Annotated in this window: 20 protein-coding genes; 8 read left to right on the plus strand and 12 right to left on the minus strand. The window is 36.9% G+C overall.

The genetic code is table 11. The annotated features are described in order from the left end of the window. Window positions 1-23 precede the first annotated feature (23 nt). Window positions 24-959, minus strand: a complete 936-nt coding sequence (locus BUE84_RS04220) for a sulfate/molybdate ABC transporter ATP-binding protein (protein WP_079240621.1) — start codon at window positions 957-959, stop codon at window positions 24-26. 75 nt (window positions 960-1,034) lie between these two features. On the opposite strand from BUE84_RS04220, the gene BUE84_RS04225 reads away from it, so the two are divergent. After that, window positions 1,035-1,694 carry a YceI family protein gene (locus BUE84_RS04225; protein WP_079240622.1) on the plus strand — a complete coding sequence of 220 codons (660 nt, stop codon included), beginning with the start codon at window positions 1,035-1,037 and terminating at the stop codon, window positions 1,692-1,694. 126 nt (window positions 1,695-1,820) lie between these two features. Further along, complete coding sequence (gene pheS, locus BUE84_RS04230; protein ID WP_079240623.1) at window positions 1,821-2,831, plus strand: phenylalanine--tRNA ligase subunit alpha; 1,011 nt, start codon at window positions 1,821-1,823, stop codon at window positions 2,829-2,831. Between the two features lie 300 nt (window positions 2,832-3,131). Here pheS and BUE84_RS04235 read toward each other — a convergent pair whose 3' ends face one another. Further along, a complete protein-coding gene (locus BUE84_RS04235) occupies window positions 3,132-3,902 on the minus strand; it encodes a DUF3108 domain-containing protein (RefSeq protein ID WP_079240624.1) in 771 nt (256 codons plus the stop codon). A 153-nt stretch (window positions 3,903-4,055) separates the two neighbouring features. Here BUE84_RS04235 and BUE84_RS04240 point away from each other — a divergent pair, with 153 nt between their 5' ends. Both BUE84_RS04240 and BUE84_RS04245 read left to right on the plus strand, forming a co-directional pair. Beyond that, window positions 4,056-5,111 (plus strand): NAD(P)/FAD-dependent oxidoreductase, encoded by a 1,056-nt coding sequence (locus BUE84_RS04240; protein ID WP_034697025.1) that lies wholly within the window; start codon window positions 4,056-4,058, stop codon window positions 5,109-5,111. Window positions 5,112-5,123: 12 nt separating this feature from the next. Beyond that, on the plus strand, window positions 5,124-5,453 hold the full coding sequence (locus BUE84_RS04245; RefSeq protein ID WP_034697026.1) for a 2Fe-2S iron-sulfur cluster-binding protein: 330 nt from the start codon (window positions 5,124-5,126) through the stop codon (window positions 5,451-5,453). A gap of 64 nt (window positions 5,454-5,517) precedes the next feature. Here the strand turns inward: BUE84_RS04245 and BUE84_RS04250 are convergent, their stop codons facing one another. The 5 genes from BUE84_RS04250 to BUE84_RS04270 all read right to left on the minus strand — a co-directional run bounded on the left by BUE84_RS04250 (window position 5,518) and on the right by BUE84_RS04270 (window position 9,319). Then, window positions 5,518-5,886, minus strand: coding sequence for a hypothetical protein (locus BUE84_RS04250; protein ID WP_079240625.1), 369 nt, complete (start codon window positions 5,884-5,886; stop codon window positions 5,518-5,520). 17 nt (window positions 5,887-5,903) lie between these two features. Then, complete coding sequence (locus BUE84_RS04255) at window positions 5,904-6,485, minus strand: TIGR00730 family Rossman fold protein (protein WP_079240626.1); 582 nt, start codon at window positions 6,483-6,485, stop codon at window positions 5,904-5,906. Window positions 6,486-6,675: 190 nt separating this feature from the next. Further along, entirely contained in the window at window positions 6,676-8,118 is a 1,443-nt protein-coding gene (locus tag BUE84_RS04260; RefSeq protein WP_079240627.1) for an aminoacyl-histidine dipeptidase, read from the minus strand. Between the two features lie 80 nt (window positions 8,119-8,198). Next, the gene (locus BUE84_RS04265) at window positions 8,199-8,690 is read right to left on the minus strand and encodes a hypothetical protein (RefSeq protein WP_079240628.1); all 492 of its coding nucleotides are present in this window, start codon (window positions 8,688-8,690) and stop codon (window positions 8,199-8,201) included. Window positions 8,691-8,713: 23 nt separating this feature from the next. Continuing rightward, entirely contained in the window at window positions 8,714-9,319 is a 606-nt protein-coding gene (locus BUE84_RS04270; RefSeq protein WP_034697031.1) for a hypothetical protein, read from the minus strand. A gap of 542 nt (window positions 9,320-9,861) precedes the next feature. On the opposite strand from BUE84_RS04270, the gene recR reads away from it, so the two are divergent. Further along, window positions 9,862-10,473, plus strand: coding sequence for a recombination mediator RecR (recR, locus tag BUE84_RS04275; protein ID WP_076596214.1), 612 nt, complete (start codon window positions 9,862-9,864; stop codon window positions 10,471-10,473). Then, a complete protein-coding gene (locus BUE84_RS04280) occupies window positions 10,469-11,308 on the plus strand; it encodes a glycosyltransferase family 2 protein (protein ID WP_099049831.1) in 840 nt (279 codons plus the stop codon). Before recR ends, BUE84_RS04280 begins: the two co-directional genes overlap by 5 nt. A 52-nt stretch (window positions 11,309-11,360) precedes the next feature. On the opposite strand, the gene secG is transcribed toward BUE84_RS04280, so the two are convergent. The 3 genes from secG to BUE84_RS04295 form a co-directional block, all read right to left on the minus strand. Beyond that, complete coding sequence (secG, locus tag BUE84_RS04285) at window positions 11,361-11,711, minus strand: preprotein translocase subunit SecG (RefSeq protein WP_079240630.1); 351 nt, start codon at window positions 11,709-11,711, stop codon at window positions 11,361-11,363. A gap of 133 nt (window positions 11,712-11,844) precedes the next feature. Next, window positions 11,845-13,890, minus strand: a complete 2,046-nt coding sequence (locus BUE84_RS04290; protein ID WP_079240631.1) for a M16 family metallopeptidase — start codon at window positions 13,888-13,890, stop codon at window positions 11,845-11,847. A 52-nt stretch (window positions 13,891-13,942) separates the two neighbouring features. After that, on the minus strand, window positions 13,943-15,256 hold the full coding sequence (locus BUE84_RS04295; RefSeq protein ID WP_079240632.1) for a M16 family metallopeptidase: 1,314 nt from the start codon (window positions 15,254-15,256) through the stop codon (window positions 13,943-13,945). Window positions 15,257-15,679: 423 nt separating this feature from the next. Between BUE84_RS04295 and BUE84_RS04300 the strand changes: the two genes are divergently transcribed. Together BUE84_RS04300 and BUE84_RS04305 are read left to right on the plus strand one after the other, a co-directional pair. Beyond that, complete coding sequence (locus tag BUE84_RS04300) at window positions 15,680-18,010, plus strand: ATP-dependent helicase (RefSeq protein WP_079240633.1); 2,331 nt, start codon at window positions 15,680-15,682, stop codon at window positions 18,008-18,010. A gap of 410 nt (window positions 18,011-18,420) precedes the next feature. Then, window positions 18,421-21,198 carry a TonB-dependent receptor plug domain-containing protein gene (locus tag BUE84_RS04305; RefSeq protein WP_079240634.1) on the plus strand — a complete coding sequence of 926 codons (2,778 nt, stop codon included), beginning with the start codon at window positions 18,421-18,423 and terminating at the stop codon, window positions 21,196-21,198. A 74-nt stretch (window positions 21,199-21,272) separates the two neighbouring features. Here the strand turns inward: BUE84_RS04305 and BUE84_RS04310 are convergent, their stop codons facing one another. Continuing rightward, the gene (locus tag BUE84_RS04310) at window positions 21,273-23,114 is read right to left on the minus strand and encodes a carbon starvation protein A (protein WP_185117013.1); all 1,842 of its coding nucleotides are present in this window, start codon (window positions 23,112-23,114) and stop codon (window positions 21,273-21,275) included. Between the two features lie 194 nt (window positions 23,115-23,308). Beyond that, window positions 23,309-24,343, minus strand: a complete 1,035-nt coding sequence (locus BUE84_RS04315; protein WP_079240635.1) for an alpha/beta hydrolase — start codon at window positions 24,341-24,343, stop codon at window positions 23,309-23,311. Window positions 24,344-24,354: the final 11 nt, after the last annotated feature.

Raw genomic sequence — 24,354 nt, forward strand, 5'->3', positions numbered from 1 at the left:
CTTTTAGGGTTAAGAGTTTTCGCTTAAATAAACGAAACATTTATGGTTCCTGAAATTTTCTCATCCGTATACACAACAAGTTCCTTTTCTTTTGCTCTTAATTTATTCCAGTAATAATTTCCTGCAAATCTGCTTTCAAGAACTTCGGCTTCGAGACCGGTTTCTGTAATTTTGATTTCTTTAGGATAATAAGAGAACTTTTGAAGCTGGAAATCTTCCGCTTCAGCCTCACTGAAAATATTCACTTCTCCAAATAATTTAGCAACATAAGAGTTGTAAGGATTTCTATAGGTTTCTTCCGGGCTGTCATTTTGAATCAGTCTTCCGTCTTGTAGAATAACAATCTGATCCAGCCATGGCATGATGTCCTGAAGTTCATGAGTGGAAATAATCAGAGAAACGCCATGTTGTTTTACATATCTGAAAAGCCTTTCCCTCAGTTCAATTTTTCTCGGAAAATCCAGATTACTGAATGGTTCATCTAAAATAAGAAGCTTGGGAAGTACAGATAATGCTCTGGCAATAGCGACTCTTTGCTGTTGTCCACCGCTTAGGTATTTTGGAAGTACATTCGCAAATTCCTGAAGCCCTACCACCTCAAGAAGCTCTGTTACGGTTTCTTTTTTTTGTTTTAAATTGATATTAGAAATAAATTTTCCTACGTTTTCAGCAACGGTAGCATAGGGCATAAGATCAAAATTCTGTGCTACAAATTTCATTTCAGCTTCTCCCGGAACAAGATTTCCTTTCGGTCCCAAAAGCTTTGTTCCGTTAAAAATAATCTCTCCGCTTTCCCAATCCAAAAGACCATAAATAAGGTTAAGGAGAGTAGATTTTCCACATCCGCTTTCACCGGCAAGAGCTATAATTCTGTTTTCTTCAAACCTTAGGTTAAGGTTCTGAAACAGGGGATTTTCTTTGTTGTGAGAGAAAAATAAATTGTTTATTTCTAATAGCATATTACAAATGTAAGGTTTTTATGAAAACATAATTTTTTTTATTATATTAGCGGAACTAATAAAAATAAATCAAAAATGAGAAAAAAGCTGTTTTCATTAGCTATTCCTGCATTATTTATCGCCGCTGTAATGGTTTCTTGTAAAAAAGACAAACCACTTACCAGTGAAAGTAATGAGGTGACGACTACTAAAGAAGGTAGTCAGTTCACTTTGGATACGCTAAACAGTAAGGTTGAATGGAAGGGATATAAAGTATTTAAATCTGAGAATACAAGTCATTTTGGAACAATCAGGTTTGAAAGTGGAGATGTGACGGTGAAAGACGGAAAACTGGAAAGCGGAAAATTCGTTGCTGATATGAACTCTTTAACTTCTGTGGATCTGAAAAACAGCCCGGAAGATTTAGGAAAATTAAATGGCCACCTGAAGAGCGGAGATTTCTTTGAAGTTGAAAAATTCCCAACAGCTTCTTATGAGATTACAAAGGTTACTCCGGCTACAGAAGGTGATTACAATACTCTTTTAGATGGTAATTTAACGATTAAAGGAATTACAAAACCTGTTCAGTTTAAAGCTAATGTTTCTGTGAAAGATGGAGAGGTAAGTGTAGCTACTGAACCGAAAGATATCAAGAGAGAAGAGTTTGGAGTGAAGTTCCAGGCTCCGGCTGAAAACGGCGTGATTAAAGACGAGGTAACTCTTCAGATCAGCGTTAAAGCTTTAGAAAAGAAATAATTTTTTTATTTAAGTGAAATAAGTGATTGAAGTCTGCCTCCCGAAAAAGAGGCAGATTTTTTTTTGACGGACTTATTATTCAACTTAAAATCGTATTTTTGCAAAACATTTTGAAAGGGTAAAACAATGATAGAAAAGATAGAAGAATTACTGGTCGAAGTAAATGGCTTCAATGCTACCTCTAAGGAAGATATCGAAAACTTCCGAATCAAGTACAATGGTAAAAAAGGGGTTCTTAATGATTTTTTTGAAAAATTTAAAGAAGTTCCTAACGACCAAAAGAAAGAATTCGGACAAAAGATCAATACTTTAAAACAGGCAGTTGCTGTAAAACTGGAGGATTTGAAAAATACATCAACATCTTCTGTTGTAGTTGAAAAAGAAGATCTTACAAGGCCTGCTTTTCCATTGGAATTGGGGTCAAGACATCCGATCAATCTGGTAAAAAACAGAATTATTGAAATCTTCAAATCGATTGGCTTTGCTGTGGCAGATGGTCCAGAGATTGAAGATGACTGGCATAACTTTACTGCGCTTAACCTTCCGGAATACCATCCGGCAAGAGATATGCAGGATACATTCTTCATTGAACAGAATCCTGATATTCTTTTAAGAACGCATACTTCTTCCGTACAGACCCGTTATATGGAAGAAAATCAGCCGCCAATCAGAATTTTATCTCCTGGAAGAGTGTTCAGAAATGAAGCGATCTCTTCACGTTCTCACTGTATTTTCCATCAGATTGAAGGATTATATATTGATGAGAATGTAAGCTTTGCAGATTTAAAGCAAACGATTCAGTTCTTTACCACTGAGCTTTTCGGAAAATCTAAAATCAGAATGAGACCTTCTTTCTTCCCGTTCACAGAGCCAAGTGCTGAAATTGATGTGTATTGGGGATTAAACTCTGAAACAGACTACAGAATCACGAAAGGAACAGGATGGCTGGAGATTATGGGATGTGGAATGGTAGACCCTGCCGTACTGAAAAATGTGAATATCGATTCTGAGAAATATTCAGGATATGCATTCGGAATGGGTATCGAAAGAATTACCATGCTTCTTTACCAGATGAGTGACATCAGAATGTTCTTCGAAAATGATATCAGAACACTGGAACAGTTCAAAACACTATAAAAAATCAAACCTCCGGAGCTCCGGAGGTTTTTTGTTTTTAATTACTGACCTAAGAAACAAAACGTAATTAAAAACTGATCTTATTGAAAATTTACACGTGTCTGTTTCTTATGCCCATACTTCGGTTCGAATCCGCTAGAGACCTCAAATGAAGTATTGACATGCTGCAGCTCTCTGTCTGCCTCTATTATAAAGACAATCAATGTTAACCTTCTATTACATTAAACATAAAAAAAACCTGTCTCAAAAATCAAATTATTTGACTTTTGAGACAGGCTTTATCTTTAAAACTGATGATTGTTATTTGCTAAACTTTAAAGGATATTTTACATTCTTGTAATCATCGATACTTGCTTTCAGTGATCCTACTGCAAGCTCTGCTTTCAATAACATAGGAACGTGGTTAGCATCATTGGAAACCCACATGGTTACGCCTTCTTTTTCTTTGAATACTCTTCCGCTCTTTACCGATGGAATAATCTTTAAACAGTTGATGGTACCAAATTTTGTCTTTAAATTTTCTGTTCCTGTTACTTTCAGCTGAAAAGGAAACATTTCATCATCAATCCATACATTCATATTAATGATAGTTCCCACTTTCAATTCATCCGGGCTTTTACTTCTTAAATAATAAAAGCAGGAAAGCATGTCCTGAACACCTTTTACTGATTTTAAAACCTTTGAACCATTGGCCGGAGTCTTTTTATCAGTTAATATTAAAGTATTATTATCGTGATTAAAAACGGTTTCAAAATGCTGGCGGTAGCTTCCTTCACGTACATTTCTGACATAAAAGCTTGGTAATCCCGTCTGTGTATTGATAAAGCTTTCATATAAATCTTCTACTTTGAAGAATGCTTTTACAGCACCTGTGGTTTGTCCTGTTCCTTTTACATAAAGATGAGGAACCCCTTTATAAGTGGTTTGCTTTGTAGTAAGGTTAGCAGTTCCTGCATTAAGGAAGCCGTAATGGATTCTTAGAGTAATAGATTCGCCGTCCGCGATATTATCAATCTGGGCTGTGCCAAAAAAGAATATTAATAATGCAAAAAGGATTGAAATTTTCTTCATAACAAGACATTTACAAAAACATTGCCAAATTTAAAATCTTAATTGATAGATATTTGACAAATCTCAGGTTTTTATTTAGAATCAATTAAATATGCTTCGCATTAAAATTAGTAAATTTGCAGCTACATGTATAATTAAATTATCTTAAAGATTATGATAACCACTGATATATTGATCATAGGTGCGGGACCTACAGGACTTTTTGCAGTTTTTGAAGCTGGTTTATTAAAAATGAAGTGTCATATTATTGATGCGCTTCCACAGCCGGGAGGGCAATTGGCAGAACTTTATCCTAAAAAACCGATCTTCGATATCCCAGGTTATCCTTCAGTAAATGCTGGAGAATTGGTGGATAATTTGATGGAACAGATCAAGCAGTTTCAACCTGGATTTACTTTAGGAGAGACCGCTGTTTCTTATACAAAAGTAGATGATGAGTGGTTTGAAGTGATCACGAACAAAGGAACTGTTCACAGATGTAAAGCGATTGCCATTGCAGGTGGATTAGGAACTTTTGAACCTAGAAAACCTACTTTTGATAATCTTGCTGATTATGAAGAAAAAGGGCTTGAATATTTCGTGAAAGAGCCTGAGCATTTCAGAAACAAAAAAGTAGTAATTGCCGGAGGTGGAGATTCTGCTTTGGACTGGAGTGTTTTCCTTTCAAACGTTGCAAGTGAAGTGACTTTGATCCACAGAAGAAATGAGTTCAGAGGAGCTTTGGATTCTGTAGAGAAAGTTCAGGATCTGAAAAACCAGGGAAAAATAAAGTTAATTACACCTGCAGAAGTTACCGGTATTAAAGGTGACGGAAAAGTAGAAGCGATCACTGTAGAAGTAGAAGGGCAGGAAGCTTACGATATTGAAACAGATTATTTCATTCCTTTATTCGGATTGACTCCAAAATTAGGTGAGATCGGAAACTGGGGATTGAATATCGAGAAAAATGCAATTGTTGTGAACAATGCTCTTGATTATCAAACAAACATTGATGGAATCTACGCAATTGGTGATATCAATACATATCCTGGAAAACTGAAGTTGATCCTTTGTGGTTTCCACGAAGCTACTTTAATGTGTCAGAGTGTTTATAACAGACTCAATCCTGGTAAAAAATTCGTATTAAAATATACAACGGTAAGCGGTGTAGACGGATTTGACGGAAGCCGTAAAGAAGCAGAGAAGGCAGTTGTGAAAAAAATTGACTAATTTTGCAGAATTATGTCAGACGTTAATATTAAAATCACCGACAGAGAAGGTGTAACCCACGATGTCGTAGCTCCTACGGATATGTCCATGAACTTAATGGAAATTATCCGTTCCTATGAATTGGCAGAAGAAGGTACTATTGGTGTATGCGGAGGAATGGCGATGTGTGCTTCATGCCAGGTATATGTAATTAATGATCCCGGTTTGGAACCGATGGGAGATGAAGAAGATGCCATGCTGGCTGAAGCTTTCCATGTGAAAGACAACAGCAGATTAGGATGCCAGTTACATATTGCCGATGCCATGGAAGGGCTCGAAGTGGAAATTGCTCCTTATCCTTAGAAAATATTTTTTAATCTTAATAAGAAACCCGTCCGAATTTTTCGGACGGGTTTTGTTTTTATATTTATTTCGGAGAACATATATACTCGTGTCTGATTAGAGTGTCTTCTTTGATAATTTCAAAATGACTTTCCCCTTCATTCTTTATAAAGTAATCTCCAGGGTCTATTTCATTTTTATAGGAAACCCACCATTGGCCATCTTCAGAACATTCGCAAGGTTGAATGCTTTCAGGAATTGTTCCTTTTAGCTTAAGAGATCTTATACCTTCAATACTTTCGACTCTAATTTTACATTTTTGCTTCCTGACTCTTTCCATGGCAGTCTTACAATCTTCCTTAGAATAAAAAGAAAGTGCAGGAACAATAATGAATATAGTTACAAATACTGTAGCAACGCCAAGCATTTCTTTATTAACGTTGTAGTTATTCATATGAAAATTTATAACCGTTATATTTCCTCTTTAGAAATCCACTTCCCAACCGTAGGAGCCTGATAATTTCTCATCTTTTCCAGCAGATCATGAATAGTATTGCTGATCAAAAGCATATCTCTGTTCACTTGCTTTAAGAATCCTTTATCTACCATGGTTTGAACCAGCTTGATCAGATCATCATAAAATCCGTCAATATTCAAAATTCCGATCGGTTTTTTGTGAAGCCCAAGTTGTGCCCATGTAATCATCTCGAAAAACTCTTCCAGCGTTCCGTAGCCACCGGGAAGAACGATAACCCCATCACAAAGTTCATTCATTTTGGTTTTTCTTTCGTGCATCGTTTCCACGATGATAAGTTCTGTCAGATTTTTATGAGCTATTTCTTTGGATTGTAAAAAGTGGGGAAGGACTCCAATGACATTACCTCCTTCTGCCAATGCTCCATCAGCGATGGTTCCCATCAATCCGACATCTGCACCGCCATATATAAGCTGTATACCTTGTTGAGCTAAAGTTTGTCCCAATAAAAATGCCTGTTCTTTGTAAATGTCATGCGAACCAAAGCTTGAGCCGCAGAATACAGTGATACTTTTCATTGTTTAAGTTTTTTTATGGTTTAGATGCTTCGACAAGCTCAGCATGACATCTCTAATACTAACTGTTTTTTTTAGAGTTGAATTTTTAACAGCACCATGCTGAGCCTGTCGAAGCATTTTTATTTCAATTAAAACTAAAAATATCCAAAATCATAAGACTTTGGATATTCAATATACTCATTTTACTATTCTATTTCTGAGGAATATTTGCTAAAATATCTTTTAGGAAACTCCAGAATTTCTGAGTTGAAGGGATATTTGCTTTTTCATCAGGAGAGTGAGCTCCTCTGATCGTGGGTCCAAAGCTTACCATTTCCATTTCAGGATAGTTAGCTCCGATGATTCCACATTCAAGACCTGCGTGGCAAGCCACAACATGAGGTTTCTCTTTGAACTTCTCAGTATAAAGCTTCTCCATCAACTGTACAATCTCAGAACCTGGTTTTGGCTTCCATCCTGGGTAAGAACCACTGAATTCAATATTCATTCCAGCTAATTCTGCAACAGATTTCAATTGCTCTGCTACTGAATATTTAGAAGAATCTACAGAAGATCTTGTAAGGTTTAAAATCTTAAGTTCTCCACCTTTCAGTTCTACTCTGGCTACGTTGTTGGAAGCTTCTACAAGATCAGCCACATCCGGACTCATTCTGTATACTCCGTTATGAAGAGCTTTTAAAGTAAGAATTACCTTTTTAGAATCTCCTTCTGAAATCGCTTTGTCAGAAGAGGTAGAATTCTCAATATTGATTTGAAGTCCCGGTTCTACCGTAGCAAATTCTTCTAAGATATCTTTTTTAAGAGCAGTTACATTTTCAATAAATTCCTGAGCGTTTCTCACAGAAATCAGAGCTGCTCCTTCTCTAGGAATAGCATTTCTCAACCCTCCGCTGTCGATAGAAACCAATTCAATATTCTGATTTTCTAAACCGCTGTAAAGAAGTCTTCCCAAAATAATATTGGCGTTTCCGAAACCTTTATGAATATCCATTCCGGAGTGTCCACCCTGAAGTCCTTTTACTTCAATTCTTACAATTTGTCCTTTTGAAGCTTCTGTAGCATAAGTTTGAGTGATCGTCACATCTACACCTCCTGCACAGCCGATATCGATTTCATCGTCCTCTTCAGTATCAAGGTTTAATAGAATCTGTCCTGTCAGCTGTCCTGGTTTTAATCCTAAAGCACCGGTCATTCCTGTCTCCTCATCAATCGTGAAAAGAGCTTCCAATGCAGGGTGTGGAATATCTGAACTTTCAAGAATAGACATGATGGTAGCTACTCCTAAACCATTATCAGCTCCTAAAGTAGTTCCTTTTGCCTTCACCCAGTCACCATCAATTTCCATTTTAATTCCTTCCGTTTCAAAATCGAAATTAACGTCATTGTTTTTCTGGCAAACCATATCAAGGTGCGATTGAAGCACAATCGATTTGCGGTTTTCCATTCCTGCAGTGGCCGGTTTCTTAATAATAACGTTTCCTACTTCATCTACCATAGTTTCCAGGTCTAAATTTTCACCAAATCCTTTGATAAAAGCAATCACTTTTTCCTCCTTTTTGGAAGGTCTTGGAACTGCATTTAATTTGGAGAAGTTTTTCCAGATGATCTGCGGTTCTATATTAGATAATTCCATTGAATTTTATTTTTCTCAAATTTACGAAATAAAAAATGCTTCTGTGAGATACAGAAGCATTTTTGTATGATTTTGCTTTATTAACACCCGCATTCTCCATAGATCGGAGTAGTAAATGTAGTTCCGTCTGGTTTCTCTATTGTCAGAGTTCCTTCAAACAGTAAAGCTTCTTCGCCTTTTACTTTTTTACCTTTTACAGAAATTTTGTAATCGTCATTTTCTATTTCTTTGGTAAGCAATTCATCTACTTCCATATCACTTGATGAAATAAGATTCATGACCAGCCTTTTGCCATCCAGCATCATATAAGCTGTTTTTCCGGCATCATCAGCATAGATGTATCTCTCATTTTCAAAATCAGCTTTGCTTGCAGCAAAATAGCAGGAACATTCTTTGATTTCTTTTGGAAACGGAATGGTTCCCACCAGAATATTTCCTGAAGAATGACCAATAGAAGCAGTATCTTTTGTAACATGCAAAGAATCGGCAGGAGCAGAACCTGAAACTGTTTCTTTTTCCTTTTTACAGGCTACCAATAGAAATGTGGAAAATAAAATGATTAAATATTTCATGTGTTTGTGGTTTTATTATTTGTTTATCCTCTTGCTCTTTCAAGAAGTGTCATCATTAGTAGAGAAAGGATTACCAAGCTTTCTTCCTCATCATCAATGTCAATCAGTCTATCCAGCTGGAATCTTCTTCCAAAGAATGAAGGCATTTTTTTCAGTTTAAAATAAGCCTTTCCGTCAATTCCAGTTACTGTGTAAGATGGATTAAGGAAATACCCTGTAAACATTCCTATGATGGGAAGTTCTCCTACAAAGCTGTCCCAGAATCTTACCCATGCACTGTCTTCCTGAATTTTAAACTTAGGCTGATCGTGTGCATCCAGAATATCATAACTTGCTTTCCAGATAGAGCGCATTCCTTTTCTCGCCAGTCTACCGAAGTTTTTATTATCGATAAGATCATTCAAAGAATAAGAAGCGTTAAAATCAATCCATTGATTCGCTCTGATTCTGAAAAGTTCTTTAGACTTGCTTTCATCATTAAAAACGATAACATCTTCTTTCAACTTGAACATTTTCTGACGAACATATGCTACATAATTTCCGTTTTTGTCAGTAATGTTGAAGTCTCCTGCTAAAGTAGTGATTTTGAATTTGAAATCCAGAGGATAATTAAGGTTGTTAAGTACCATGTTAGTTTATTTTTTTCATATTTAATTTAAGCCGCAAATATAGAGGTTTTTTCCAGAGTTCTCAGCGATGGGAGAAATTTAAAATATCATAATGGGACATTGTATTGCGCATGCTTTGATTAAAAATAAACGCTATGTCCGCAAGGTTGATATGTACTTTTATCTATTTCGATCGCAAAGGCACTTCGTTCAGCCAGGATATCCGCTTTGTCTATTGCTGAGTGAAATGCTTTTGCGAGCCTTTTTTAGCCATTAGATATCTTAGCGGAATTCGCCGTTAGAGTCTATTTAACGCAGCGTTTGCAAGGTTTGTTTACCGGATTTGTATGTTTTGTTCACAAAGGCACTTCGTTCAGTCAGGATATCTGCTTCGTATATTGCTGAGTGGAACGCCCTTGCGATCGTTTTTTAAGAACTATAAAAATTCCTTAGCGAACACTGCGCTAAAATTTATTCATGTTGTATGAAAATTCATAAGCAAAGCGAATTGACGATTCATAATTCACTATCAATTATCAACTTTAATCCTTATTTTTGTATCTATGGATTACCCTAGTAAAGTATTGGCAAAAGCAGTAGATGAGATTTCGGGATTGCCTGGGATTGGAAGAAAAACGGCTTTGAGGTTAGCACTCCATTTGTTGAAGCAGCCCAATTCCAGAGCTGTAAGTCTTGGAAACTCCCTGATTAACCTTGTCAATGAAATAAAATACTGTAAAGAATGTCACAATTTTTCAGATTTTGACATTTGCGAAATATGCAGCAATGAAAAGAGAAATGGTGAACTGATCTGTATCGTTGAAGATGTACGTGATGTAATTGCTATTGAAAATACAGGGAAGTACACAGGGAAATATCTGATTCTGGGAGGGAAAATCTCTCCGATGGAAGGAGTAGGGCCAGGACAGTTAAATATCCCAAGCATCGAAAAGAAACTGAATGACGGAAAGGTAAAGGAATTTATTTTTGCGTTGAGCGCCACCATGGAAGGAGATACCACCGCGTATTATATTTATAAGAAATTTAAAAATTTCAATGTGAATTTTTCAAGCATTGCAAGAGGAATTTCAGTAGGGGACGAATTGGAATATGCGGATGAAATTTCTTTAGGAAGATCTATTATCAACAGGTTGCCGTACAACGAAAAGGATTAATATGAAGCTGTCTGTTATTATTGTTAATTATAATGTTACCCAATTGCTCAGAAGCTGTCTCCTGTCTCTTCAGAAATACGTACAGGAGATAGAATATGAAGTTATTGTCATTGATAATGCTTCTACGGATAGTTCCTGGGGAGATCTTATTCCGGAATTTCCCAATGTACATTTTATATCATCTGCAACAAATGGTGGTTTTGCAAAAGCGAATAACCATGGTGTTCAAACTGCCAAAGGAGAATATATATTGCTTTTAAATCCCGATACGGAGTTGGAAGGGTTCTATATGAAAGAATTGCTGGATTTTGCAGAGGCCGAGCCTTCATTCGGATGTCTGGGAGTGAGAATGCATGATGCAGAAGGGAATTTCCTTCCTGAAAGCAAACGTTCGGTTCCGGATATGTTCAATTCGTTTGAAAAGCTGTTTACCAATTTTAAAAAAAACAATTCGAAATCTTATTACAGAAATGATGTAGAAGAAAATGCTATTGCAGAGGTGGATGTGATCACCGGAGCATTTTTATTGGCTAAAAAAGAGGTCTATGAAAAAATAGGAGGATTGGATGAAGCTTATTTTATGTATGGAGAAGATATTGATCTCTGCTATACATTTTTAAGAAATGGATATCATAATTTCTATTATGGAAAAGTTTCTATCCTTCACCATAAAGGAGAAAGTACCATCAAAGATGAAGTCTATCTCAACAGATTTTATGGAGCCATGCAGATCTTTATTGATAAATATTATAAAGGATCTAAGCCTATGCAATACTCATTTTTAAAGGCAGGATTAAAACTTCGGCATCAGATTGAAAAGATCAAATTAAAATAAAAAAGCAACTCAATTTGAGTTGCTTTTGTTTTTATGTAAGATGATATTCTTCTTATTTTGCCGGAGCTACAGGAGTCTGTGCCGGAGTTGTTGTAGAAGAAGCAGGAGCTGACTGTTTAGCAGGAGCTTCTTTCTTAGCAGGTTGTTGTGCAGGAAGTGCCTGAGATGGTTTACCTGTGATAACAACGCTTAAAAGGATAAGAACGATGATAGTTCCGCCTAGAGTCCATGTTGCTTTTTCCATGAAATCATTGGTTCTCTGTACTCCGAACTGTGCAGATGATGCACCTCCGAATGTACTGGAAAGGCCTCCTCCTTTTGGGTTTTGTGCCATAACGATAATTACCAATAAAACACTGGCAACCATAACAAGAACCATTAGTAGTGTAAATATAGTATCCATTAATTCTTATATCTTTTTGAATGGGCAAATTTAATCTTTTTTTACTGAATGACAAAAAAAGATGTCGCCAAATGTTGATAAAAATAAAAACGGCAACAATTGTTGCCGTTTTTTCTATAAAAATAGGATGTTCTTATTTAAAATCAGCATCTGTAGCCTTATTGATCTCATAAGACTTTACTGTCATCGTCATGTCCATTCCCATTTGACTTACAGAGATGGTGTAAGGCATTTTCACTCCGTTTACATCTTTGTAATTAGAGAATGTTGTTGGGATAGTCATTTCCTGACCTTTAGCTTTTACTTTTTTAGTTTCTCCGGTTTTTAATCCCGTTGCAACACTGTAGTAATAGGTTGTATCTCCACCTTTAATAGCATAAGAATCTTCACCTCCGATTTTCTCAATTCCGCCTAATGTATAATCAGCAGATTTTGCAAAACCTAATTCTTCGAAAAGCTCAGGATTCTTTTGTTTTTCAGCAATTTCTTCCGGAGTGATATCAACTCTTTGTCCCATTTGCATAGAATAACCGGTTTTTCCATCGAAAACCTGCTTCTGAACAACCTGTCCCATTGCTGTTACAGTGGTAAGTTCCTTTCCACCTTGTGCTTTAACGATTTTAAAATCGATGTTCTGTCCTTGCATAGACATTGAAGCGTTGGTAGTATAAGAAGTGATCTTTGCCAGATTAGCTTTTCCTCCGATAGCATTGATGTATTTATCAACTACAGAAGCTACCGTTACGCTAGCATCCACTTTTTGTACAGTTGGTTTTGCAACAGGGTTAGCTTCTTTATCGAAATATTTTACAGGGTAACCTAATTTTTCCAATCCTTCAGAAATGTCAGATGCTTTACCAGCAATGAAAATTCTGCTTTGGTTTGGTAAAATAGTAGCTTTTACAGCATTGGAAACATCTGCTGCAGTTACTTTATCGATAGATTTTAAGTAATTGGTATAGAAATCAGCAGGAAGATCCTGAACTTTTTGGTTCAAAGCAAATCTTGCGATAGTAGCTGGCTGTTCCAAAGACATAATGAAAGATCCTTTCAGCTTAGCTTTAGCATTGGCTAATTCTTCCGGTTTTACTGTAGAAATAGCGTTAAGTTCATTCATGAATTCTTTAACAGCTTTGTCTGTAACTTCGTTTCTTACGCTTGCACTTGCAGAGAATTGTGGAGAATATTTGCTGGCAACCATACTTGAGTAAGCACCATAGGTAAATCCGTTTTTCTCACGAAGGTTCATGAAAAGTCTTGCTTCACCACCACCACCAAGGATATAGTTTGCGATTGTTGCAGGGAAGTAGTTGGCATCTTTCATTTTCAGGGTGTTCAGGTTGTTTAATGAAACAACAGACTGTACAGCTGAAGGAACATCTACTACATTGATTTCTGTTTTAGCAACATTCGAAGCAGGTTCTAACTGTGCAATAGGTGTGTTCGCTTTTTTCCAGCCATTGAAAGCTTTTTCAATCAAAGGTTTAACCTGGTCAAACTTTACGTCTCCAACAATTACTAAATAAGCATTATCCGGAGCGTAGTATTTTTTATAAATGTTTTGTACGTCAGCTAACTGAATTTTATTGATAGATTCAACAGTTTCAAATTCTCCTCTTGAAGTATTTTTTCCATACATCAAAGCGTTAGAAACTCTTTCTGCAATAGAAGAAGCATTTTTTTCTTCGGATTTTAATCCTTCGATTGCTCTTTCTTTAGAGTTTTGAATTTCTTCAGCAGAGAATTTAGGATTAATCATAGCATCAGCCATTAAACCTAAAACTTCAGGGAAATATTTTGAAAGTGAATTGGCAGATGCACCACCTGAAGAGAAATTAAGGTTTGCTCCAAGGTAGTCTACTTTTTTATTGAAATCATCTTTGCTGATGTTGGTCGTTCCGTTTTCGAACTGTTCAGCCATAATCTCGCTTACTCCGGTTACTGCTCCTTCGTTGTATGGAGGTCTGTCCATAGAAAGACTTGCGCTTACTCTTGGTAATTTGTTGTTTTCAACAACCATTACTGTTAGGCCGTTGCTTAGCTGGAAAGTTTTTGGCTTCGCAATGTTAATCGCAGGAGTAGGTCCCGGTTTCGGCATTGCATTAAGATCTATTTTTTGTGCTGAAACCATTCCTGTAAAGAAAAACGCTGCAGCTATATATGTTAATTGCTTTTTCATTTGTAAAAATTTAATTTTTAATAATCATGTTATCACCTAAAAAGTTGAATGATTACTTTTTCTCAGGTACGTAATTGATGATTATTCTTTGGTTGGAATTAAGATACTTTTTAGCTGCATTTTGAAGATCCTGTCTGGTGATAGATCTGTAAATGTCGATTTCTTTGTTGATCAAATTCGTGTCACCCATCAATACGTGGTTGGTTGCCAATGAAGCCGCAATTCCCTGAATGCTTGAATTAGCATTTACAAACTGGTTTTCGTATTGGTTTTGAAGTTTTTGATAATCTTCTTCAGAAATCAGAGTAGTCTGTACTTTTTTGATTTCAGCATCAATGTCAGTCTGTAAAGTCTGTTTTGTAGTCTGTCCCATTGGAATCGCGAAGAAGGCAAAAATACTGTAGTCTTCAAGCCCTTGGTTGAAAGCAGCTACCTGAAGTGCTTTTTTATCCTGGTCAACTAATTTTTTATATAAAACTGAAGATTTGCCGTTGCTCAGATAAGAAGAAAGCATATCCAACACATAAGCATCTTTTTCTTTGTTAGCCGGAGTTCTGTACGCGAATACATACGCCGGAAGTTGAATGTTCGGATCCGTAGCAGTAACTTCTTTTTCCTGTGTGATAGGAGCATCTTTCGGGAAATCTTTTGGATAAAGTGTTCCTTTTGGAATTCCACCATAATAGGTTTCGATCCATTTCTTGGTTTGCTCAGGTTTAATGTCTCCTGCAACCACTAAAGTAGCGTTATTCGGAACGTAATACTTTTTGTAGAATGCCTGGAATTCCTCCAGTTTCGCTGAGTTCAAATCTTCCATAGAACCAATTGTTGGCCAGTTGTATGGGTGATTGGTAAATAAGTTTTTCTGAATAGTAGTGAAAAGATTTCCGTAAGGCTGGTTATCCATTCTTAATCTTTTCTCTTCTTTTACAACCTCTCTCTGTGTATCTACACCAATCTGGTTGATAACAGCGTGACGCATTCTTTCCGCTTCCATCCAAAGTCCAAGCTGTTCGTTATTGGAAGGGAACGTTTCGTAATAATAAGTTCTGTCATTGGTAGTGTTGGCGTTGTTTTGCCCTCCGTTTGAAGAAACGATTTTAAACCAGTCTCCTCTCTTGATGTTAGGAGTTCCTTCGAATAAAAGGTGTTCAAAGAAGTGAGCAAAACCTGTTCTGCCTTTTACTTCATCTTTTGCACCTACGTGGTACATTACACCTGTTGTTACAACCGGTGCTGAGTTATCCTGATGAAGAATTACGTGAAGACCATTGGGAAGGTCATACTCTTCGAATTTGATTTGCTGTGCGTTCAGCATTAGCCCGAAGAAAGCTACGGCAGCAGCAGAAAGAAGTCGCTTTTTCATAAAATTTAGAAATTGTTTATCAATTAGTATGAAAAGTGAATTAAATGTTACAAAATGTATATAAATATATGTTTGAAGAAGGGAAATGTCAGAAAATAATAACTCATTTTTTTAATGAGCTTGTATTTTAACGCAAGGTTCGCTAAGAAATTATATAATTTTTTAAGAACGATCGCAAAGGCGTTTTACTCAGCAATAGTTGAAAGCCGATATCCTGGCTGAACGAAGTGCCTTTGCGGAACAAAAGATATAGTATAAAATTAATCATTAGCCTTGCGAGCATTCGCGTTTAATTCGGAATGATGGTTATTATATATGTGCTTAAGACTCAATACCGAATACTTCAAATCGCTAACTTCTCTATGAAAGTTTGAATTCTGCTCTGAATACCTTAATTTTGTGTTCCCAAAATTTTTTTGCTGTATGGACTATTTGAAAGGACTCAATGAATCACAATATGAAGCCGTTACCTCTTTACAAGGGCCTCTCATGGTACTTGCCGGAGCAGGTTCCGGGAAAACGCGTGTATTGACCATGCGTATTGCCCACTTAATACACAACGGAATAGATCCCTTCAATATCCTGGCGCTTACCTTTACCAATAAAGCGGCACGTGAGATGAAAGAACGTATTGCGAAGGTAGTGGGAGACAGCAATGCAAGAAGTCTTTGGATGGGAACATTTCACTCGGTTTTTGCAAGAATTCTGAGAATTGAAGCTCATTATCTTGGATATCCTTCCAATTTTACCATTTATGATCAGCAGGATGCCCTGAACGTGATCAAAAAAGTTCTGAAGGATATGAATATCGATGCAGATCTTTATAAACCTAAAAAAGTTCAGGCAAGAATTTCAACCTATAAGAATAATCTGATTACGGTAAAAGCTTACTTCAACAATCCTGAACTGATGGAAGCGGATGAAAAAGCAAATATGAAATTTATCGGGCAGATTTATCAGAAATATGTGGATCAGTGTTTCAGAAACGGATCTATGGATTTTGATGACCTGTTGTTGAAAACCAATGAATTGCTGACCCGTTTCCCGGAAGTGCTGGCAAAATATCAGGACAGATTCCGATACATCATGGTAGATGAGTACCAGGATACCAACCACTCTCAGTACCTTATTGTAAAAGCTTTGGCTTCAAAATTCGAAAATATCTGTGTGGTAGGGGATGATGCGCAGTCTATCTACTCTTTCCGTGGAGCAAATATCTATAATATCTTAAACTTTAAAAAAGATTATCCTGATGCTATAACAGTATCTCTGGAGCAAAATTACCGTTCTACACAAAATATTGTAAATGCGGCTAATGTAGTGATTGCAAAAAACCTGCAGCAGTTTAAGAAAAATGTATTCAGTGATAATGAAGAAGGGGACAAGATCAAAATATACAGATCTCTTTCCGACGCTGATGAAGCCAATTTCGTTGCTGGAAATATCTGGGAGCTTCGTAACCGCGACCAGAGAAAATACAGCGATTTTGCCATTTTATACAGAACCAACTCTCAGACGCGTGCTTTTGAAGATGCTCTGAGACGTAAAAATATTCCTTACAAAGTGTATGGAGGCCTTTCTTTCTATCAAAGAAAAGAGGTAAAAGACCTTATTGGATACCTTCGTCTTCTGATTAATGAAAACGATTCGGAAGCATTGATGAGGATTATTAACTATCCTGCAAGAGGAATTGGTGAAACAACACAGAATAAACTGATTGTTTTTGCTGATGCCCACAATATTGCGGTTTCAAAAGTATTGGAGAATCTTCCGATGTATGCACCACAATTAGGTCTGAATAATGGGGTTTTAAACAAACTGAACGATTTCTGGTCAATGATTAAGGCTTTTCAGGTCTTACTGAAAACAGAAACGGCTTACAGTGTTGCAATGGAAGTGGCAAAGCGAAGTGGTTTAATCAAATTTTTGAAAGATGATCAGACTCCTGAAGGGATTTCCAGAGTAGAAAACGTACAGGAATTGATGAACTCAATGCAGGGATTCATTGAAGAGCAGATGCAGCTTGAAGATGGAGATCCAAGTCTTTCCAATTTCCTTGAAAATATTGCACTTTCTGCAGATACTCAGGATAAAGAGCTGGAAGATGATATGGTTTCTTTGATGACGATTCACCTTTCTAAAGGACTGGAATTCCCGGTGGTTCACTTAGTTGGGCTTGAAGAAAACCTGTTCCCAAGCTTTATGAGTTCGGCAACCAGAGAAGATCTGGAAGAAGAGAGAAGATTATTCTATGTGGCATTGACAAGAGCAGAAAAGCAAGCCTTTTTCTCTTATGCTGTTTCCCGTTTTCAATGGGGGAAAATTACGGATGCAGAACCTTCAAGATTCTTAAGTGAAATTGATGATGAATATATTGAATTCCTTAATCCGGCATTGGAAAAAAGGTTTATCAATAATTCAGGGGTGAAATCCAATATCTTTGATGAGCATCCTTCAGAAATGAAATCTTTCAAAAAGGTTGAAAAGAAAACCATTGACAGAGGAGATACTTCGAAACCAGTTCCTGAAGTCAGAAAACTGAAGCCCGTGAGCACAGCTAAAATTATCAATCCTAGCGGAGCTTCTTCTCAGGATATTGAAGTAGGAGATAAAGTGAGACACGACCGTTTTGGAATAGGAGAAGTTACTTTCCTGGACGGAACAGATCCTCAGAATATCAAAGCAAAAGTAGTTTTCATGCATGAAGGAGAGAAAAATCTGATCCTGAAATATGCTAAACTGACTAAGATTTAATTTCAGAACAAAACAATATAAAACGAACGGATTCAATTTTTGGATCCGTTTTTTATTTAAACGCGAAGTTCGCAATGTTGCTATCACACTATGTATATTTTTTCGTTCGCGAAGGCGTTTCACTTAGCAAAGTAACCTGCATTGCTGAACGGAGTGCCCTTGCGATCGTCAGAATAATAAATAATATATTTCTTAGCGTGCATGGCGTTTTTAATATTTACTTTGGATTTAACTTTCTATAAAACAATGTTTTTATGAATGTTTCCTTAATTTATCATAACTTTAAATGAGGGATAGAAAGAAACGATAATAGTTTTTTACAAAAACAAAGTCTATCTGTTTTGTAGACTAATAAATAAATTTTACATTTGCACCTTGTAAAAACATAAATGTTAATCAAATTCTAAACTATGAATAATAAGAAAACTATTCTTTCGGCCTCAGTTTTATTTTTCCTCGGCGTGTTTACTTACGGACAGGAAAAAGACAGTATAAAAGCACATAAAGACACCATAAAAACCAATAATGTAGAAGAAGTTGTAGTACTGGGTTCAAGAGCCGGTGCCAGATCTAAAGTAGACAGCCCTGTTCCTGTAGATGTATTCAATGTAAAAGAATCTTCAATTATCCTTCCACAGACGAATATCGGGCAAATTCTAAATGCGGTTGCTCCTTCATTTACTTCTACCATTCAAACGAATTCAGATGGAACAGACCATTTGGATCCTGCGCAGCTGAGAGGTTTGGGACCGGATCAGGTTTTGGTTTTGGTGAATGGAAAAAGAAGACATACTTCAGCATTGGTGAACGTTAACGGAACACCAGGAAGAGGTACGGTAGGAACTGATTTGAATGCTATTCCATCCTTCGCTTTGAACAGAATTGAAGTTTTAAGAGACGGAGCAGCTGCACAATACGGATCTGATGCCATTGCCGGAGTAATCAATCTTGATCTGAAAAGAGATACAGGAAAACTGGCAGGACAGATCAGCTATGGAGGAAATCTTACACCAACAGCTAATGACCACACCGGAGATTTTGACGGACAAAATATTCAGCTGGATTTGAACTATGGAAATAAAATCGGAACCAAAGGAGGGTTCTTTAATATTACCTGGTCTTCACAATTCAGAAATCCAACGTACAGAGCAGGTACAGAAAGCGGAACTCTTTATAATGCTTACAATGCTATTGAACAGAGAGCACTGAATGATGGTGTAAACCTTTCATCTTTGTTTACCAATATCAATAATACTCCAAATTCGCAGCAAATTATCAACTATATTCACCAATATGCCCAGGGAGTAAATTATTTCAACAGCAGCCAGCTGGCAGCCATTCAGGGAGCTTCTACCATTCAGGATATTAAAGATTCTCAGGGAAATGTACTCCAAAAGGGTCTTCAATCCTTATTAAACTTCGATGTTACAGATCAGGAACTGGCTTACCGAGGGCAGACCAGAAAAGACTTTAATATGCAGGTAGGTCAATCTAAACTGAATAACCATCAGCTTTTTGTGAACGCAGAGATTCCTGTAAGTGATAACTGGAAAGTATATACTTTTGGTGGATACAGTTTAAGACACGGAACTTCCGGCGGATTTTACAGAAGACCAAGAGAAAGCAGAACTTTTACAGGATTATATCCTAATGGTTACCTTCCACAGATCGGGACCGATATTCAGGATATCTCATTAGCTGCAGGAATCAAAGGAAAATGGGAAGGCTGGAATATTGATTTCAGTAATACCTACGGGCAGAATTCATTCACCTATAACATTCAGAATACAGGAAATACTTCTTTACGTTTTGCTTCACCAAGAGAATTTAATGCCGGTGGACTGCGATTTTCTCAGAATACCATCAATTTAGATTTCTCTAAAAAATATGACGTATGGGAAGGAATCAACGTAGCGTTTGGAGCTGAGCACCGTTATGAGAATTTTAAAATTACTCAGGGGGAGCAAGCTTCTTATGCAACCTATGATGTTTCAGGAAACGTATGGAACGGAAATTCTGTGAGACCTACAGATTTCTTTGGTGCATCGCTTCCGGGAGGATCGCAGGTATTTAACGGGTTTAAACCTGAAAATGCGGTGGATAAAAACAGACAGTCAGTAGCAGCGTATGCAGATATTGAATTCAACTTTACCAACTGGTTATTGGTGGATGCTGCAGCCAGATATGAAAACTATTCGGATTTCGGGTCTACATTCAATTATAAACTGGCTTCAAGAATCAAGGTAGCGCCTAATTTCAATGTGAGATTTGCAGGTTCTACCGGATTCAGAGCACCATCTATCCACCAGATTTATTATAATGTAACGTCTACATTGTTTACGAATAATCAACTTCTGGAAGTAGGAACCTTTAGTAATGATTCTCAACTTGCAGGATTGCTGGATATGCCAAAACTGAAGCAGGAAACATCAAAATCAGCAAGCGTAGGATTTACGTACAGAATTCCTTCGGCTAGTCTTACCTTTACAGCAGACGGATATTTCACGAGAATTGATAACCGTATTATTCTTACCGATCAGTTTCTGAAAGCAAACGTTCCTCAAAAAGCGCAGGAAGCTTACGACCAGCTTGGAATTAATGCTGCGCAGTTCTTTACGAATGCTATTGATACAGAAACAAAAGGGTTAGATGTAGTGATTTCACACAATGCCAGATTCTCAGGATTTAAGTTGGATAACAACTTTGCGATTAACCTTAATAAAACAAAACAGGTTGGTGATATCCATTCTGCAGGGCTTCTGCAGTCGCCACAATTGGAGAAGGTATATTTCTCTGAAAAATCAAGAGTGTATCTGGAAGAAGCCGTACCGAGAGTGAAAGCCAGTCTTTCTCATACGCTTTCCTGGAAGGAGGCAAGTTTATATTTGAGAAATACCTATTTCGGGAAAGTAACAGGCGCTGATATTATTGATGTGAACGGAGACGGAATTATTGATTTTAATGAACACCAACAGATCGGAGATAAGATCATTACGGACTTATCTGCAGCTTATCAGTTTACTAAAAATGTAGGATTGACGTTAGGAGTAAACAATTTGTTTGATATCTATCCAACGAAAAATCTTACTGCTTCTACCAATAATGACCAATTTATCTATTCACGTTCCACTTCACAGTTTGGACAGAATGGAAGATATGTTTTTGCAAGACTTAATTTCAATTTTTAAATAAAACAAAAGATAATGCTTATAAAAAAACAGTTCAGAAGTCCTGAACTGTTTTTCTTTATTATTTAGGAACCTTATCTTTCTACCAGTTCTTTCACGGGTTCACCATAATGATCAATTTCAGTGGTGTTGATTTTAAGGAGCTGATACCACTTGATGAAAGCTCCTATAAATACAATAAGCATAAGAATCATTGCTGTTGCTGCTAAAACTGCAAGTAAATACTGTCCTTTTGGAATATAAATAGCTGTTACCTGAATATAGCCCGCCCAGAATGTAATTCCAGCCATGAAAACGCCGGGAATAGCCGAACATAAAGCATATTTTCCTCTGTTCATTCTGATCAGCATCGTTGTACAGACGATAAGTCCACAAGCTGCCAAGAGCTGATTACTGATTCCGAATAATGGCCAGATACTGTTTACATTTCCGGTATACACCAGATATCCCCATGCAAAAGTGAAAAGAAGACTGCTGATAATAATCCCCGGAATCCAGTTTTTATCATTAAATTTTGGAACAACAGATCCAAGCATTTCCTGTAAAAAGAATCTACCCACTCTTGTTCCTGCATCAATGGCAGTAAGAATAAATACTGCTTCAAACATAATCGCAAAATTATACCAATAAGCCGTCAGCTGATCCATATACGGGATTTTATTAAAGATATGAGCCATTCCTACAGCCAGAGATACTGCACCTCCGGTTCTTCCGTAAAGATCAATACCTATTTTTTGTGAATAATAATCTATATCTACTCCGTGCAGGGAAGGATGTGCTGCGAGAAATGAATCATAAGCTTCTTTTGGAGTATTGATGGCAAAATAATCACCTGGCATCAGCGTACATGCTGCAATAAGTGCCATCAATGCCACAAAACCTTCTACAAGCATTGCTCCGTAACCTACAAAAAGAATTTCTCTTTCTTTATTCAACATTTTTGGAGTGGTTCCCGTCGCAATCACAGCATGAAATCCGGAAATCGCTCCACAAGCAATCACAATGAAAATAAAAGGAAGGACCGGACCGCCAATAATAGGGCCGCCTCCATTCACAAAAGCTGTAATCGCAGGCATCTGTATCGTAGGATGAATAACAATTACCCCGATAGCCAGCATAATAATAGTTCCGATCTTTAAATAGGTTGAAAGATAATCTCTAGGAACTAAAAGAAGCCAAACCGGTAATACAGACGCAATAAAACCATAGAGAGGAATCGCTATAGAAATCGTTTTAATATCCCAGGAAAATAAACCATTCATCGTAGGATTCTGCATCAAAGTATGTCCCCCGATAATCCCAGCAATCAGAAGAATCCCCCCGAGAATACTTGCAAAAAGTACACTGTTCTTTTTATATCGCATAATCAGTCCCATAATGATGGCAATGGGCATAGTAATCACAACGGTAAAAAGAGACCATGAAGCTTCGTGCATGGCGTTGATACAGGCCAACGATAAACCTGCCAATGTAAGAATCAGAATGAAAAGGATAGCAAAACCTGCCACCGTACCCGTAGCCTTTCCAATTTCTTTGGAAGCAATCGTTGCAAGACTTTGCCCTTTATGTCTCACAGAAGCAAAAAGAACAATCATATCATGTACTCCGCCTCCCAGTACGCATCCTATCAATATCCATAAAGCACCGGGAAGATATCCGAACTGTGCAGCAAGAACAGGCCCTACCAAAGGTCCGGCAGCAGCAATAGCAGCAAAGTGATGTCCGAAAAGTACATTTTTATTGGTCGCAACATAATCTTTACCATCTGCAAATTCCACGGCAGGGGTGGTATTCTGGTCATTGAGTCGGAGGACTTTATTGGCAATAAAAATACCATAGAAACGGTAAGCTATCGCAAAAATAAGAACAGATACAAATATGAGAGTAAGCGCATTGATATTGTTTAAAGATTCCATATTGCTTATTTTTGTTGATGAATAATTAATTGATTGGCGTTTTTGTTGTTAATAATTTAAACAATAGCCAAGGTAATTAATTCTCAATGAAAAAATATCAATATGTATATCAATCTAGCAAATTTGTTGTTGTAATGTGTTTTATTATATTGATTTATAGTTATTTGTGTTATAGTTGAATAGGTAAATATATATTACTTCTTTTGTGAAAGAACAAAATCTACCATTTCATCAGTGAGTTTATCCAGATAAGCTTTATCAGTTGTTCCAAAACCATGTACTCCGCCATCAACAATGATGAGAGCGTTTTGTATTTTGGCTCTGTTTAATTTTCTGTGAAGCTTTTTAGACTGATTTAAAGGAACCACTTTGTCATTATTTCCCTGAACAATTAAAGTTGGAACTCCTCCTGAAACAAAATAAACAGGAGATAGGGTTTTAAGGTAATCAATAGCGCTGTCCTGATCTTTTCTGATATCATACCCGGAAATTCCTTTGACAAGATTTTCCTGTAAACCCACTATTTTTTTGGACATCAACCCGATCATTCCTACCGGAATTGTTCCTAATCTTGTATGAAAAAGCTTATTAAGATCAGCAGGACCATAATGATCAATTACATAATTCACCTTAGCTGAATAAGACAAAAGTTCCGGATTACCCAGATAAGTATTGTCTGGTGTATAGGCTGCCATCAGGGATAGATGAGCTCCGGCTGAAGCCCCGAATAATCCTATATTATTCGTGTCGAAATGATATTTCTCTGCGTTTTTTCTTACCCATCTTACAGCATCTTTGGTATCTTCCAAAGGCAATGGAAAATGCGTGCTGTCATTCAGAAGCGTATAATTGATACTGATCACTGCATATTGTTTGCCTATCAGTTTTTTTACAGTCGTTTCAAGATAATTATCAGCATTAACAACTTTGTCACCTTCTACCCATCCGCCTCCATGAACGTAGATCAATACCGGAAGTTTTTCAGTGGTGGCATTCTTGGGAGTGTAGAGATCAAGAGCGAGAGGTTTCCCCTTTCTGTTTGTTTTGTAGACGATATCTTCAGAAACTGCTGCAATTTCAGGAAGTAATGTACTTTTTACAGCAGAAGCTTTGTTTGGTCTTAATGGTAATTCTTGTGAAAAAAATAAATTATAAAATCCTATAATTAAAACAAAAAACAGGTTTGTGAAAAACCTGTAGATTGATATGTTGTTTGTTGATGAATTCATAATAAATTTTT

It is taken from the genome of Chryseobacterium indologenes (assembly GCF_002025665.1).
Classification (GTDB): Bacteria; Bacteroidota; Bacteroidia; order Flavobacteriales; family Weeksellaceae; genus Chryseobacterium; species Chryseobacterium metallicongregator.

Excerpts from the sequence above, each read along its gene's own strand:
- BUE84_RS04220 (WP_079240621.1), bottom strand. The coding sequence starts at position 959 with ATGCTATTAGAAATAAACAATTTATTTTTCTCTCACAACAAAGAAAAT.
- BUE84_RS04225 (WP_079240622.1), top strand. The coding sequence starts at position 1,035 with ATGAGAAAAAAGCTGTTTTCATTAGCTATTCCTGCATTATTTATCGCC.
- pheS (WP_079240623.1), top strand. The coding sequence starts at position 1,821 with ATGATAGAAAAGATAGAAGAATTACTGGTCGAAGTAAATGGCTTCAAT.
- BUE84_RS04235 (WP_079240624.1), bottom strand. The coding sequence starts at position 3,902 with ATGAAGAAAATTTCAATCCTTTTTGCATTATTAATATTCTTTTTTGGC.
- BUE84_RS04240 (WP_034697025.1), top strand. The coding sequence starts at position 4,056 with ATGATAACCACTGATATATTGATCATAGGTGCGGGACCTACAGGACTT.
- BUE84_RS04245 (WP_034697026.1), top strand. The coding sequence starts at position 5,124 with ATGTCAGACGTTAATATTAAAATCACCGACAGAGAAGGTGTAACCCAC.
- BUE84_RS04250 (WP_079240625.1), bottom strand. The coding sequence starts at position 5,886 with ATGAATAACTACAACGTTAATAAAGAAATGCTTGGCGTTGCTACAGTA.
- BUE84_RS04255 (WP_079240626.1), bottom strand. The coding sequence starts at position 6,485 with ATGAAAAGTATCACTGTATTCTGCGGCTCAAGCTTTGGTTCGCATGAC.
- BUE84_RS04260 (WP_079240627.1), bottom strand. The coding sequence starts at position 8,118 with ATGGAATTATCTAATATAGAACCGCAGATCATCTGGAAAAACTTCTCC.
- BUE84_RS04265 (WP_079240628.1), bottom strand. The coding sequence starts at position 8,690 with ATGAAATATTTAATCATTTTATTTTCCACATTTCTATTGGTAGCCTGT.
- BUE84_RS04270 (WP_034697031.1), bottom strand. The coding sequence starts at position 9,319 with ATGGTACTTAACAACCTTAATTATCCTCTGGATTTCAAATTCAAAATC.
- recR (WP_076596214.1), top strand. The coding sequence starts at position 9,862 with ATGGATTACCCTAGTAAAGTATTGGCAAAAGCAGTAGATGAGATTTCG.
- secG (WP_079240630.1), bottom strand. The coding sequence starts at position 11,711 with ATGGATACTATATTTACACTACTAATGGTTCTTGTTATGGTTGCCAGT.
- BUE84_RS04290 (WP_079240631.1), bottom strand. The coding sequence starts at position 13,890 with ATGAAAAAGCAATTAACATATATAGCTGCAGCGTTTTTCTTTACAGGA.
- BUE84_RS04295 (WP_079240632.1), bottom strand. The coding sequence starts at position 15,256 with ATGAAAAAGCGACTTCTTTCTGCTGCTGCCGTAGCTTTCTTCGGGCTA.
- BUE84_RS04300 (WP_079240633.1), top strand. The coding sequence starts at position 15,680 with ATGGACTATTTGAAAGGACTCAATGAATCACAATATGAAGCCGTTACC.
- BUE84_RS04305 (WP_079240634.1), top strand. The coding sequence starts at position 18,421 with ATGAATAATAAGAAAACTATTCTTTCGGCCTCAGTTTTATTTTTCCTC.
- BUE84_RS04310 (WP_185117013.1), bottom strand. The coding sequence starts at position 23,114 with ATGGAATCTTTAAACAATATCAATGCGCTTACTCTCATATTTGTATCT.
- BUE84_RS04315 (WP_079240635.1), bottom strand. The coding sequence starts at position 24,343 with ATGAATTCATCAACAAACAACATATCAATCTACAGGTTTTTCACAAAC.